The sequence below is a fragment of the Streptomyces rubrogriseus genome (genome assembly GCF_027947575.1).
Lineage (GTDB): Bacteria > Actinomycetota > Actinomycetes > Streptomycetales > Streptomycetaceae > Streptomyces > Streptomyces rubrogriseus.
The window spans coordinates 8051022-8065175 of sequence record NZ_CP116256.1 but is presented as its reverse complement, the minus strand read 5'-3'; the positions used below and the strand labels follow the sequence as shown (position 1 = coordinate 8065175).

The following is a 14154-nucleotide window of genomic DNA, read 5'->3' as shown; positions in this document are numbered from 1 at the left end:
GCCGACGGGGGTGGCTCCCACCGACCGCGACGGCGAGGGCGACGGTGCCGCGGGGCCGCCGGTGGGCGGGGTGCCGCTGCCGGCTGCCGGGGTGGCGGCGGACCGGGACTCCGCCGGGCGCACCGGGGCCTGCCCCCGCGCCGCGTCCGAGGTGGTGCCGGGCGTGGGCGGGACCGTCCCCACATGGGCGTCGGACCCCGGCTCGGGCTGTGCCGCGGCCCGTTGCACCGGGGCGCCGGGCGCGGTCTCCGGCGAACCGGTCCGGCGGTCACCGGCGGACGCGGGGCGGTCGGGCTGCGCGGCGGCTCGCCGGGTGGCGGGTGCGGCGTCGCCCGCCGGGGAGTCGTGCCGCCGTCGGTGCGGCGTACGGCACGCTGCACCGGCGGCGTCGGGGCCGTGGCGCCGCTGCCCGCCGGTGCCGGCGCCGGGCTGTCGCCGGGGCGTACGGCGGGCCGCCGTGCCGGGGCGGCGGACGTGGGGCCGTTGCCCGCGGCGTCGGTCGGCGTGCGGCCGGACGGCCGTGCGGCGGCGCGCTGTACCGGCGGGGTACCGGCTGCGGAGCCGCTGTTCGCCGGGGCGGGCGTCGACGGGTCGTTGCCGTCGGACGGTCGTGCGGTGGCCCGTTGGGCGGGCGGGGCGGTGGACGTGGAGCCGTCGCCCGGAGTGGTGGCTGCCGGATCGCCGCTGGCGGGCTGTGCCGGGGAGCCGGACGGTCGGGTGGCGGCGCGCTGGACCGGGGGCGTGCCGGGCGCGGTGCCGCTGTCGGCCGGTGCGGGGGTCGAGAGGTTGCCGCTGGCGGACGGCCGTGCGGTGGCCCGCTGGACCGGTGTGGGGCTGTCGCTCGGTGCGGTGGCCGCGGGGTTGCTGCCGCCGGGCTGTGCGGTGCCGCGTCCGGCCGGGGCGTCGGTTGGCGTGGGGCCGGACGGTCGTACGGCGGTGCGCTGGACCGGCGGTGTGCCGGACGCGGAGCCGCTGTTCGCCGGAGCGGGCGTCGACGGGGCGACGTCGCTGGACGGTCGTGCGGTGGTCCGTTGGACGGGCGGTGTGCCGGACGCGGAGCCGCTGTTCGCCGGTGCGGAGGCCGACGGGTTGCCGCTGCCGGACGGTCGTGCGGTGGCGCGCTGGACGGGCGGTGTGCCGGGCGCGGAGCCGCCGTGACTCGGCGCGGGGGTGGGCGGGTTGCCGCCACTGGACGGTCGTGCGGCGGCGCGCCGGACGGGCGGTGTGCCGCTGTCGGCCGGTGCGGGGGTCGAGGTGTTGCTGTTGCCGGTCGGTCGTGTGGTGGCCCGCTGGACGGGTGTGGTGCTGTCGCTCGGTGCGGTGGTCGCGGGGTTGCTGCCGCCGGGCTGTGCGGTGCCGGGTCCGGCCGGGGCGCCGGTTGGCGTGGGGCCGGACGGTCGTGCGGCGGTGCGCTGGACGGGCGGTGTGCCGGACACGGAGCCGCTGTTCGCCGGTGCCGGGGCCGAAGGGGTGCCGCCGTCGGGCCGCCGTACCGGGGCCGCCGGTGCCGTCCCGTCGCCGGACGCGCCGGGGGCCGGTGTGGTCCCGGGAGCGGACACCGTCCGCTGGACGGGTGCCCCGGTCGGTGCGGGCGCCGGGGTGACGGAACCCTGGGCCGGGGAGGTGCTCCCCGCCGGTGCCGAGCCGTGGGCCGGGGAGGCGCTCCCCGCCGGTGCCCAGCCGGGGTCCGCTCGGTCGGCGTCCGCCGACGAGGGCCCCGTGCCGGACGACGCAGCGCCGGACGACGCCGTGCCGGAGGATGCCGGAGCGGCTCCCGTGGTCGGGCGGCTCGCCGGCAACGCCCGGCGCTGCACGGCGGGCGATCCGGACGGGGCCTTGGTGAGCGACTGGCGCGGGCGCGGGGCGGCGGGCGGCGCAGGCACCGGGGTCACCCGGACCCCGCGGGAGGCCGGGGCAGGTGGGTTCGCGGGCACGGCGGACGAGGCCGTCCCGGCCGAACGCGCCCGCTGGACCGGCGCGGCCGTGGGCGCGGTCGACGACGTGGCCGCCGTCGGCGCCGGACCCGACGCGGCCGACCTGCCCGGCGTACTCGACGCACCACCGCGCGCCCTCGGGGCGGAGCCCGTGGGCGCGGTCGGTGCGGTGGCCGGGGCCGGTGCGTCCGCCGGTATCGCGCGCAGCGGCGCGACGGGCATCCGCTGCACCGGCGGCGGGCCGGCCGGGCGGGCCAGCGGGGTGGACGAGGTCTGCCGGGCCGACGCGTCGAAGGCGCCGGACAGCAGGCTGTCGCCGGCCGCCGGGTTGAGTACCCCCGGGGACGGCGCCCGCGTGAACGACGGGTCCTGCCACGTCGGAAGGCGGCCGCCGAAAGCGGCGTCCGCCACCCCGTGCGGTCCGCTCCCGTGGCGCGCTGGATCGGCGGCAGGCCCGTCCAGGCCGCGACGGCCACGGGCGCGGGTCCGGGCGCGGATGCCGCAGGTCCGCCGGCGCCCGGGTCCGGACGCGAGCCGGTGTCCGCGGGCGGACCCGTCTCCGGGGGCGGGGCCGCCGCCGAAGCCGCGGTCCCGCCCCCGTTCCCGTTTCCCTCGCCGCCGTCGCGACGGCCCCGCAGCCGGTCCAGGAGTCCCACCGATCAGCCCTCCGCCGTGCCTCGCGTCACGAGGGACGCGATCTGGTCCGTGTACCGGCGGCGGTCCTGGTGTTCCAGGTCCAGGATCGCCTCCAGGCTCCAGTGGAAGTGGTAGGCGACGTACGCGATCTCCTCGTGCAGCCGGTCGGTCGCGTACGTCACGATTCCCCCAGGCGGCTCCCGCCGAGTTCCACCTCGAAGGGCTCCGAGCAGTGCGGGCACTCCACCGCCGCGCGGGTGTGCCCCTCCGCGTTGATCTGGCGGTAGAAGTCCTGGAGGAACGCCAGGTCGGAGGCGAACATGTTCTCCACGACGCCGTCGTGCACCATCGCCAGCGTGCCCAGCCGGGTGATGACCCGGCCGAGCAGCACCACCGACAGGTACGCCGGGTTCTCCTGCACCCGCACGTCGCGCAGCGGGATCAGCTCGTCCCGCGCCGTCGACAGGCGCATCACACCGTCCCGGTGCACCGTGCCCGACTCGTCGACGTACCCGCGCGGCAGCTCGAAGGGGAACTCGGTCTGCATCTGCTGCCTCGGGGCGGTGTCGACGGGGGGCCCGGCGGGAGGGCCGGCCGGAGAACCGGCCGGCGCCTCCGTGGGCGCGGCGGCGGGAGCCGAACGGGGGAAGTCCGCTCCCGCCGCCGCGGACTGGGGTGCCGCGGCGGGTGCCTTGGCGGTGCTACGGCGCATTACTCGACGACCAGTTCTTCGAACACGATGGTGATGGTCTCGGTGAGCGCGTTGGTGTCACCCGCCTTCAGGGTGCCCGCCACGACCTTGCTGCACCAGGCGTTGCGCAGGTTCCAGCGCTTGACCGGGTTGTCCTCGTAGTCCATCACGATGATCGTGGCGTTCTTGCGGGCGGTGGCCATCCGGCCCGCCATGGAGTCGTTGATCCACTGGGTGAACACCGACGACTGGCTCATACCGCGCTCGACCTGGACCGAGCCGTCCTTGGCCACGCCCGGCATCAGGGTGACGTTGTTGCGGCCGGTCGTGCCCTGGTTCTGCTGGTACCTGATGACGTCCTGCTCGATCTGCAGGTTGGAGACCGAGTTGAGGTACTCGACCATCACACCGTCGATCTGGATGCCGAAATTCGGTGCTACGAGTACGTCTTCGGGTTTGGGGAGAGACATGAGTTCGCTGTCCTTCTAGAGGATGTGGGACAAGGGCGGGGGCGCGTGCCGCCTACTCGTCCAGTTCGCCGCCGCCGCTGGAGAACTGGGCGAGCCGGAAGATGACGAACTCGGCGGGCTTGACCGGCGCGATGCCGATCTCGCAGACGACCCGGCCGAGGTCGACGGACTCCGGCGGGTTGGTCTCCTCGTCGCACTTGACGTAGTAGGCCTGGTCGGGGCTCTGGCCGAAGAGGGCGCCGTTGCGCCACTCGTTGACCAGGAACGCGGAGACGTTGCGGCGGATGCGGGCCCAGAGGTTGTGGTCGTTCGGCTCGAACACCACCCACTGGGTGCCGATCAGGATCGACTCCTCCAGGTAGTTGAAGTACCTGCGGATGTTCAGGTAGCGCCACGCCGGGTCGGAGGAGAGGGTGCGGGCGCCCCAGACGCGGATGCCGCGGCCGGGGAAGGAGCGGATGCAGTTGACGCCGATCGGGTTGAGCAGGTCCTGCTCGCCGCGGGTGATCTGCAGCTCCAGGTCGACGGCGCCGCGGACCACCTCGTTGGCGGGGGCCTTGTGCACACCGCGCTCGGAGTCGTTGCGGGCCCAGATGCCGGCGACGTGACCGCTCGGCGGGACCAGGCGGGACTGTCCGGTGGCCGGGTCGAAGGACTTGATCCAGGGGTAGTACAGGGCGGCGTACTTGGAGTCGTAGCCGGCCGTCTCCTGGCGCCAGACGCGGATCTGGCGGGCGTTCTGGCTGGGCGGCGGGTCGATGATCGCGACGCGGTCGCCCATCAGTTCGCAGTGGGCTATGAGGCCGAGCTGGACGGCCTTGACGGCCTCCAGGTCGATCGCGCCGCGCTGGTAGGCGGCCATCAGGTCGGGCACCGCGACCATGGAGATCTCGTCGATCGCCTCCAGGCCGCCGAAGCCGGTGCGGTCCGAGGAGTCGCCGAGGTACTGGGCGGGGCCGGGGTGCGCGCTCTCGGCCTGCCCGGCCGGAACGGCGGGGGCGGCGGACGGCGGCGCGGGCAGCGTCAGGCTCTGGTTCTCCGGCCGGGCCAGCTGCGCGGACGGCGCGGCCTCGGTCACGGTGATGAGCTTGGAGCGCTCCTTGACCTGCGTGACGACGTAGGAGCGGTTGCCCTTCTTGGCGCTCACGTCGAAGGTCTCGACCGGCTTGTCGCCGTCCTTGACGATCAGCTTGAAGCGCTCGGCGGGGCCCTCGCCCTCGGGGTCGGCGACCTCGACGGTCAGCGGGCCGCTCTGGCCGGCCGCGGTGGCCGTCACGGCGAAGGTGCCGAGCTGCTTGGGCTCGGCGGCGGGCAGCGCCTTGGCGGTGCTGCCGGTGACGGCCGCGGGGGCGGCGGCGCCGTTGACCGAGCCGTCGGCGGCGGCGTCCTCGGCCGAGCCGCCGACGCGGACAACGTAGGCGGCCGAGCCGCCGTTGTTGAAGAACCCGTAGACGGAGTGCGCGAGGTAGTACCCGCCGGTGAAGTCACCGAAGGCCGCGACGTACTGCGTCCAGTTGGTCACCAGCGTGGGCTCGTTCAGCGGGCCGGTCGGGGCGAGACCGACGAAGGCCGCCACCGACGTGCCCACTCCCTCGATCGGGCGCGAGCCGCTGGCCACCTCCTCGACGTAGACGCCGGGCGACAGGTAGGACGGCATGCTCTGCTCTCCTCGGGGTACGAGACAGGACGCCCCTCAGCCTCACGCGCGCGTTGCCGACGCCGAAACGTCCCCGGGTGCCGGAGCGGGGGCATGTTCCTTGCCCCTGGTCGTGCCCGTTGGGGCAGACTCCCGCCGCTTCCCGGCACTTCCCCCCGAAGACCCCTGGCGGACGCCCGGCGTTTCTGATTCAACATCTTGTGTCGACTGTCAGTTCGCCAGGATGTCATCTTGCGATCAAGCCCCGTTCCGGGGCGCGCCGTCCCGCCGCACCGGGGCGCTGCCCCGCGTGAGGCGGGGACGGTGACGGGGTGTCAGGAGGGGATCGTCCGTGTCGGACCGCTTGAACCAGACGCACAGGCACCGCCCGGCCGAGGCCGCTGCGGCGCGGTCCCGCCCGCAGGCACGGCAGTCACCGCCCCTGGCCTCGTTGCAGGCCGCGGCGGGGAACCGGGCCGTGGCCTCGGCGATCCAGCGCGGGTCCGGTACGGCGATCCAGCGCGCGGCAGGTACGGCACAGCTCCCCAAGGCCCCGGCACCGGAACGGACGACCTCGTCGACGTCGGACGACCTGCAGATCACATCGGTGACGGAGCCCGAGCGGCAGGCGGCCGTCGAGGAGGTGACGGACCAGAAGACGAAGGTCGCGGACGCCTCGCGGGCCCGGTCCGACGCCGCGGCCGAGGTGCGGAACTGGTCCGGGACGGCGATCGAGGCACGCAAGAAGGAGTCGGCCGCCCGGAGCAGGGCGGACGAGCTCGAGGGGGAAGTCGGGGCCGCGAAGCGGGGAGAGGCGACTTCGCTCGAGAAGGCGCGGGACTTCACGGGCCGGGCGCACGCGGCGGCGGAGAGCCGGCGGGCCTCCACCGAGGAGGCCGGCAGGCACGGCAGGACCGAGAAGGAGAAGGGCGCGGCGGCCGAAGAAGCCCACAAGCAGGCGGATCGGTTCGCGAAGGAGGCCGAGGCCGCCGAGGGTAAGCGGAAGGCCGCCGAGGACTTGGTGGCCGCACTTTCGACGACGATCGAAAACGCCCGGAAGCGTCAGGCGGAAGCCGAGGACAGGGTGCGTCGGTTCTCGCGCCAGGCGGAGGCGGCGGCGGCGAAGCTGAAGGACGCCGACGAAGCGGCGCGCAGGGCGGGGCAGGTCGGGGACAAGGCCCAGGAGCAGGCGGCCGAGGCCGAGGTCGAGGCGGAGTCCGAGAAGCAGTTCGCGGCGGTCATGCGGAAGCGGACCGTCGAACTGGCCGAGGCGCTGAAGGAGGTGTCGGAGGCCAGGGAAGCGGCGGAGCGGAGGAACGAAGAGGCCGAGGGAGCCGGCGCCTCGCGGAGGGAGGCGGCGGAAGGCCAGGAGGAGGCCGCCCGGCTCCGGGACGAGGCCAACGAGAGCGCGAGGGAATCCGCGGAACTGGCGGAGAAACTGGATCGCGAGGCCAAGGCCGCGACGGAGGCACGCGAAGCCGCCGAGCAGGCGGCGGCCGGCCACGGGAGGGCTGCGGAGGACGCACAGGGCAACGCCGAGAAGGCCCAGACCGAAGCGGCCGGGTACGCGAAGACCGCGGGGGAGAAGCAGACGGAGCACGAAGCCGCCCTCACCGAGGTGACACGCCTCGCGCGGGTGGCGACCGAGGCCCGGCAGCGAGCGTCGGCCGCGGCGCAGGGGCAGCTGCGTCATGGAACGGCCGAGACCGAGGCGAGGACGGCACTGGCCGCGGAGACGGCCGAGAAGAAGGCGGCGGAGGACAAGGCGGCCAAGGAGAAGGCGGCCAAGGAGAAGGCGGCCAAGGGGAAGGAACCGGCCGCCCAGACCGCGACGGAAGGTGCGGAGCAGTCGGGACCGGCCGACGCCGAGAAGACGGGCGAGGCCTCGCCCAGCGGTGTCGGGCGAGTGGTCGACGGTACCGGGCACGCGGTCAAGAAGGCCTCCGCCAAGACCAAGCCGTGGGCCGACGTGCCCGACACCCTGGTGCTCCGCGGCAGTGCGCCGCCCGGGGCGACGGTCCAGTCGGCATCGATGAAGCAGGGGGACCACGGGACCGCGCACGACACCGTGATCCAGCAGAACGTCGAGAACCCGATCAACCTCGTCAGCGACGTGACCGGGGCCGTGAACGACATCGCGGCGATCAAGGATGCGTCCGCCAAGCGCAACGAGTCGGGCCCGGCTTCCCATGCGCACCGGAAGAACTTCGTGGGCAAGCCCCTCGGTCTGGCGAGCAGCTCCCAGATGGCCGCCAACGACGTTCTGAAGATCGCCAACACGGGCACGAAGACCGCCGGAGACCTGGCAGGGACGGCCGCGCTCGCGGATGCCGGCGGTGCCCTCACCATCTCGTTCTCGGCCATCCACGTGGGCCGCGACAGCATGGTCATCAAGAACACCCACGCCCAGCGCAAGAAGCTGAAGGACCACTTCAGCGACGTAGCCGCGAAGCGCGACCGGAAACTCCAGGACGTACTGAACGACCTGGGGGCGGCCACCGACGACCTGGCCCGGGCGACGTCAAGACTGGGGGACTCGGCGGACGGTTCGGACACGGCGGTCCTGGACGCCGTCGAGGAGCGGCGGACCCGCGTCGAGAACCTCAGGACAGAGGTGCGGGAGCAGATGGCCAGCGCACGGGAATACGTGGTGCACAAGAAGAAGTGGAAACTGGGGCACCGCTTCGCCAACCTGACGGGCAACCTCGCGCGCATCGCGGCCGGTTCCGTGGCGATCGCCGCCGCCACGGGTGCGGTCAGCGGCGGTGTCGCTCCTGCCGTCGCGGGCAGTCTGACGGCGGGGTTCCTGGGCGGCCTCGCCCTCAAGAAGAGCGTGAAGAAGGCCAACAAGCGCTACATCTCGGTACGCCAGCCGGACCGGTACGCCCGCACCACGCCGGCCCAGGAGGGAACCGAGGAGCCCAAGGCCCCCGAGACGTCCGAGACGTCCGAGACGTCCGAGACGGCCGAGGCGCCGAGGATGTCCAAGGACGGCACGAGCAGGAGGGGCAGGAGGCGCGACGCGTGGAAGGAGGCGGCCATGGTGACGCACTCCATCCAGCAGGGAAAGCGGCAGCTCAGGGCGCAGGAGATCTACGCGGTCGCCGCCGGACCGGCCGTTCCCGCGGGCAGGAACGTTCCCAAGGAGATCCGGGACGAGGCACGTGAGTTCCTCAAGGAGCTCAAGTGCGGCCCGGACCACCACAACCAGAAGCCGGAGGAGTGGGAGGCATCGCTCAACGACCCCGAGCAGCAGAAGGAATGGGAAGAGGCGATCGCCAAACAGCTCAGCTCGCTCTGAGTGCCCCGCGCCGTGTCCGGGCGCGACCCCGGGGGCCGTTGCCCCCGGTGTTGCCCGCGTAGACCTGTCGGCGGCGCGGAAGCTCCGGTAGGGCTGGGGGTCACACGTCCGGTGTCGAAGGGAGCGCATGGTGCGCGCGCACGAGGAAGCCGCCGACCAGCAGGCCGCCCGGGGCGGCCGCGCTCCGCACCGGGCCACGCCCGCGCCCACCACCGGAGTGCGCGGAGCGCCGATGACCCCGGCGACGGTCCTGGCGCTCCAGAGCGCCGCCGGCAACGCCGCCGTCCAGCGTGTCGTCGCCCGGGACGCGCACCAGCACGGCCCCGGCTGCGGGCACACCGTCCAGCGCCGCATCGACCCGGACTCGCACCAGCACGGTGCGGGCTGCGGGCACGACGGGATCGACGACCGGAGCCCCGAGGGGCAGCACCAGCTCCTGAAGGAGGCCAAGGAGTCGCCCAGCTCGACGCTCCCCGGCTCCTTCCTCGACAAGGCCGTGCCCTTCTACGACAATCCCGCCCTCGCCGGCGCCCGCATGCACACGGGCCCGGTCGCCCAGCGCGCGACGGCGGCGATGGGGGCCGAGGCCATGACGATCGGTATGGACGTGTTCCTCGGCCCGTCCGCCATGGGCAACGAGGAGATCCTCGCCCACGAGGCCAGCCACCTCGACAAGAACAGCCGGGGAATCACGGAGACGGGCAGCGGGAGTGGCGGCAGCCCCGCCGTCACCGACCCGGGGCAGGGCTCCGAGGTCGCGGCCGTGAACGACGGAGCGGCCTTCAAGGCCGGGCACACCACCGCCCCGTCCCTCGTCGCCCAGCGATCGGTCGCGGACGACGTGGAGGGCGTGGAGTAGTCCCGGGGCGCCGCACGAACGGCCCTTTGGGGCAACGCCCTTTGCCCCGCCAGTGCCTGACGCTGCGTCGGGTCGGCCGTAGCGTCGGCGTGTGAGCCTGTGGACTTCGCTGGAGCCCGCGTCCGCGACTGTGGACCCCGGCAGTAGTACGCGTGTGCGCCTGAGGGTGCGTAATACCGGTGACGTGGTGGATGAGTACCGGTTCGAGCCAGTGGGGGATGTGGCTCCCTGGACGACGGTGGAGCCGCAGACGTTGCGGTTGTATCCGGGGACGACGGGGACGGTGGAGCTGACGTTCGCTCCGCCGCGTACGCCTGATGCGGTGGCGGGTCCGAATCCGTATGCGGTGCGGATCCTGCCGACGGAGCATCCGGATGCGGTGACGGTTCCGGAGGGGAACCTGACGATTACCGCGTTCTCCGAGGTGCGGGCGGAGTTGGTGCCGCCGACGGTGAAGGGCCGGTTCCGGGGGCGGCCGCGGCTTGCGGTGGACAACCTGGGCAATACGAAGGTGACGGCGTCGATCGCGGGCAGTGATCATGGTGATCATCTGTCGTACGAGGTGCGGCCGGGGAATGTGCAGATCGAGCCGGGTCGTGCGGCGTTCGTGGAGACGAGGCTGAAGCCGAAGCAGATCATCTGGTTCGGTGCGAAGGAGGAGCGGCCCTACACGCTGGCCGTCCGGCGTTCCGGGGTTGATCCGACGGAGGTCGAGGGGACGTACATCCAGCGTGGGTTTCTGCCGCGTTGGCTGGCGACGTTCTTCGGGATCTTCCTGGCGTTGGCGATCGCGTTCGTGATGATCTGGATCGCGTACAAGCCGCAGGTCCGTACGAGTGCGACGGAGCAGACCGAGCAGGCCGGCGTGGCCCTGGCGCCCAGTCCGAGTGCTACTCCGGAGACGCTTCCCAGCAGTGCAGAGTCCGCGCCCGTCGAGCAGCCGCAGGTGCAGCAGCCGCCGGCCACCCAGGAGCCGGAGAAGGACAACGGCGGAGGCGACGGCGGCGACAAGGGCGGCGGCGGTGGCGGTGGAGGGGAGTCCAAGAAGCCCAAGCCTCCTGTACGCACCGCGGCCACGGCCGTGAAGGAGGTCGCCGCCCGCAGCGAGGGCCGGCACATCTGCTACCGCGCCTACGTGGCCGACCAGGGCTGGCAGGCCCCGGTCTGCGACGGTGCCGAGGCCGGCACGGTCGGCAAGAACCTGCCGATCAAGGCCCTGAACATCGCGGTCTCCGGGACCAAGGGCGTGACCGGCAACGGCGCCCATGTCGTGGAGGCATGGCTCAACGGCAGCAAGTGGGAGAGCGTCCCCGACCAGACCGACATGTACCTGGGCAGCACCAAGGAGGCGGTCTCGCCGATGGAGGGGTTCACCCTCAAGACCGTCGAAGGCACCGTCTGCCCCAACACCCACGTCAAGGACAAGGGCTGGCTGAAGCAGGGCTGCACCGAGCCGGGCGACTGGCGGTACTTCGGCAGCAACATGGAGAACGACCGACTCCAGCTGGAAGCCGTTCGCATCACGGTCTGACGGCGTATGCGAGGGCAACCGCCTTTGCCCTTGCGACTCCTGACGTCCGGGTAAGGCTCCGCGTAGCGTCGGCGTGTGAGCCTTTGGACCTCCCTGGAGCCCGCGTCCGCCACCGTCGACCCCGGCAGCAGCACGCGTGTGCGCCTGCGGGTCCGCAACACCGGTGATGTCGTTGACGAGTACCGGTTCGAGCCAGTGGGGGATGTGGCTCCCTGGACGACGGTGGAGCCGCAGACGTTGCGGTTGTATCCGGGGACGACGGGGACGGTGGAGCTGACGTTCGCTCCGCCGCGTACGCCTGATGCGGTGGCGGGTCCGAATCCGTATGCGGTGCGGATCTTGCCGACGGAGCATCCGGATGCGGTGACGGTTCCGGAGGGGAACCTGACGATTACCGCGTTCTCCGAGGTGCGGGCCGAGTTGGTGCCGCCGACGGTGAAGGGCCGGTTCCGGGGGCGGCCGCGGCTTGCGGTGGACAACCTGGGTAATACGAAGGTGACGGCGTCGATCGCGGGCAGTGATCATGGTGATCATCTGTCGTACGAGGTGCGGCCGGGGAATGTGCAGATCGAGCCGGGTCGTGCGGCGTTCGTGGAGACGAGGCTGAAGCCGAAGCAGATCATCTGGTTCGGTGCGAAGGAGGAGCGGCCGTACACGCTGGCGGTGCGCCGGTCGGGGGTTGATCCGACGGAGGTCGAGGGGACGTATGTCCAGCGTGGGTTTCTGCCGCGGTGGCTGGCGACGTTCTTCGGGATCTTCCTGGCGTTGGCGATCGCGTTCGTGATGATCTGGATCGCGTACAAGCCGCAGGTCCGTACGAGTGCGACGGAGCAGACCGAGCAGGCCGGCGTGGCCCTGGCGCCCAGTCCGAGTGCTACTCCGGAGACGCTTCCCAGCAGCGCCGAGTCCGCGCCCGAGGCGGACCCCGAGCAGCCGGCCTCCGAGAAGCCGGAGAACGACGGCGCCGGTAACGGCGGCGACGGCGGCGACAAGGGCGGCGGCGGTGGTGGCGGGGAGTCCAAGAAGCCCGCCAAGCCGGACGTGGTGCCCGCCATGAACGTCATGCTGCGCAACGCCACCACCCACATGTGCGCCGACATCCCCGGACGGGACAAGGGCACGATCAACGGCGTCGTCCAGCAGGCCAACTGCCACGAAGAGGGCGACAACGAGTACTGGAACCTCGAGGTCAAGTACGAGCACGGCGGTCCCAACGGGGCCAAGCTCTTCCAGATCCGGAACACCACGGACCAGCTGTGCATGGACCTCGGAGAATACGGCGCCCGCCCGGAGGGAACGGGGGTCGCCGAGTTCCACTGCAACGGCACCAAGGCGGACAACCAGCTGTGGTGGATCGACAAGCAGGCGAGCGGCGACTACTGGATCCGCAACTTCGCGAGCGCCCACAAGTGCCTGAACGTGAAGGGCCAGAACGGTGGCACCGAGACTCCGCTGAACATCGCCACCTGCACCAACACCGACGACCAGGAATGGGAGATCATCCACCCGTCGAAGGACTGAGGCCGGGTCCGAAAAGTCGTACGATCAGGTACCTCGGGGCAGCCAGTACTGCCCCGGGTGCCGCTGACCCATGGGGAGTTGACCCGTAGCGTCGGCGTGTGAGCCTGTGGACTTCCCTGGAGCCCGCGTCCGCGACTGTGGACCCCGGCAGCAGTACGCGTGTGCGCCTGAGGGTGCGTAATACCGGTGACGTGGTGGATGAGTACCGGTTCGAGCCAGTGGGGGATGTGGCTCCCTGGACGACGGTGGAGCCGCAGACGTTGCGGTTGTATCCGGGGACGACGGGGACGGTGGAGCTGACGTTCGCTCCGCCGCGTACGCCTGATGCGGTGGCGGGTCCGAATCCGTATGCGGTGCGGATCCTGCCGACGGAGCATCCGGATGCGGTGACGGTTCCGGAGGGGAACCTGACGATCACGGCGTTCTCCGAGGTGCGGGCGGAGTTGGTGCCGCCGACGGTGAAGGGCCGGTTCCGGGGGCGGCCGCGGCTTGCGGTGGACAACCTGGGCAATACGAAGGTGACGGCGTCGATCGCGGGCAGTGATCATGGTGATCATCTGTCGTACGAGGTGCGGCCGGGGAATGTGCAGATCGAGCCGGGTCGTGCGGCGTTCGTGGAGACGAGGCTGAAGCCGAAGCAGATCATCTGGTTCGGTGCGAAGGAGGAGCGGCCCTACACGCTGGCCGTCCGGCGTTCCGGGGTCGATCCGACGGAGGTCGAGGGGACGTACATCCAGCGTGGTTTTCTGCCGCGGTGGCTGGCGACGTTCTTCGGGATCTTCCTGGCGTTGGCGATCGCGTTCGTGATGATCTGGATCGCGTACAAGCCGCAGGTCCGTACGAGTGCGACGGAGCAGACCGAGCAGGCCGGCGTGGCCCTGGCGCCCAGTCCGAGTGCTACTCCGGAGACGCTTCCCAGCAGCGCCGAGTCCGCGCCCGTCGAGCAGCCGCAGGTGCAGCAGCCGCCGGCCACCCAGGAGCCGGAGAAGGACAACGGCGGAGGCGACGGCGGCGACAAGGGCGGCGGCGGTGGCGGCGAGTCCAAGAAGCCCGCCAAGCCGGCCGTGAAGCCGGTGGTCCCCGCCCAGAACATCCTGCTGCGGAACACCACCAGTCACATGTGCGCCGAACTCCCCGGGCGGGAGAAGGGCGAGCTCGACGGCCCCGTCCAGCAGGCGGTCTGCGACGACACCGACGGGGACAACCAGATCTGGAACCTCGAGGTGAAGTACGCGAAGGCCGGCCCCGGCGGGGCGGACCTCTTCCAGATCCGGAACATCAAGGACCAGTACTGCATGGACCTGCCCTACCACGGTGCCGTTGCCGTGGGGACGCCCGTCACCGAGTTCAAGTGCGACAGCACCAGCGCGACGGACAACCAGTTCTGGTGGGTCGACAAGCAGGAGAGCGGGGCCTACTGGATCCGCAACTTCTCCAGCAACCAGAAGTGCCTCGGCGTCGAGGGCGCGAACGGCGGTGCCCTCTTCTCCAAGATGGTGCTCGACAACTGCAGCAACGTCGACGACCAGGAGTGGGAGATCATCCACCCTAAGAAGGGCTGACGGCCGGAGGGGG

At 72.0% G+C, this 14154-nt stretch carries 10 protein-coding genes; 6 read left to right on the top strand and 4 right to left on the bottom strand.

What is annotated here, in order from left to right:
* Positions 1-183: 183 nt before the first annotated feature.
* A complete protein-coding gene (locus Sru02f_RS36350; RefSeq protein ID WP_373103684.1) occupies positions 184-1158 on the top strand; it encodes a hypothetical protein in 975 nt (324 codons plus the stop codon).
* Between the two features lie 1435 nt (positions 1159-2593).
* Here Sru02f_RS36350 and Sru02f_RS36345 read toward each other — a convergent pair.
* The 4 genes from Sru02f_RS36345 to Sru02f_RS36330 are packed head-to-tail and all read right to left on the bottom strand — an operon-like array spanning position 2594 to position 5388.
* A complete protein-coding gene (locus tag Sru02f_RS36345; protein WP_007450918.1) occupies positions 2594-2752 on the bottom strand; it encodes a DUF6760 family protein in 159 nt (52 codons plus the stop codon).
* Complete coding sequence (locus tag Sru02f_RS36340; RefSeq protein ID WP_109035221.1) at positions 2749-3282, bottom strand: hypothetical protein; 534 nt, start codon at positions 3280-3282, stop codon at positions 2749-2751. Before Sru02f_RS36340 ends, Sru02f_RS36345 begins: the two co-directional genes overlap by 4 nt.
* A complete protein-coding gene (locus Sru02f_RS36335; protein ID WP_003974723.1) occupies positions 3282-3731 on the bottom strand; it encodes a phage tail protein in 450 nt (149 codons plus the stop codon). The genes Sru02f_RS36340 and Sru02f_RS36335 overlap by 1 nt, the downstream gene beginning before the upstream one ends.
* A 52-nt stretch (positions 3732-3783) precedes the next feature.
* Positions 3784-5388 carry a phage tail sheath subtilisin-like domain-containing protein gene (locus Sru02f_RS36330; RefSeq protein ID WP_109035223.1) on the bottom strand — a complete coding sequence of 535 codons (1605 nt, stop codon included), beginning with the start codon at positions 5386-5388 and terminating at the stop codon, positions 3784-3786.
* 331 nt (positions 5389-5719) lie between these two features.
* Between Sru02f_RS36330 and Sru02f_RS36325 the strand changes: the two genes are divergently transcribed.
* The 5 genes from Sru02f_RS36325 (at position 5720) to Sru02f_RS36305 (ending at position 14141) form a co-directional block, all read left to right on the top strand.
* Complete coding sequence (locus tag Sru02f_RS36325) at positions 5720-8668, top strand: prolipoprotein diacylglyceryl transferase (RefSeq protein WP_109035225.1); 2949 nt, start codon at positions 5720-5722, stop codon at positions 8666-8668.
* Between the two features lie 127 nt (positions 8669-8795).
* Positions 8796-9527, top strand: a complete 732-nt coding sequence (locus tag Sru02f_RS36320) for an eCIS core domain-containing protein (protein ID WP_244941932.1) — start codon at positions 8796-8798, stop codon at positions 9525-9527.
* A 91-nt stretch (positions 9528-9618) separates the two neighbouring features.
* Positions 9619-11058: a hydrolase gene (locus Sru02f_RS36315; RefSeq protein WP_109035227.1), complete on the top strand. Its 1440-nt coding sequence runs from the start codon at positions 9619-9621 to the stop codon at positions 11056-11058.
* A 75-nt stretch (positions 11059-11133) separates the two neighbouring features.
* A complete protein-coding gene (locus tag Sru02f_RS36310) occupies positions 11134-12579 on the top strand; it encodes an RICIN domain-containing protein (RefSeq protein WP_109035230.1) in 1446 nt (481 codons plus the stop codon).
* Positions 12580-12677: 98 nt separating this feature from the next.
* Positions 12678-14141, top strand: coding sequence for an RICIN domain-containing protein (locus Sru02f_RS36305; protein WP_109035232.1), 1464 nt, complete (start codon positions 12678-12680; stop codon positions 14139-14141).
* The last annotated feature ends 13 nt before the right edge of the window (positions 14142-14154 follow it).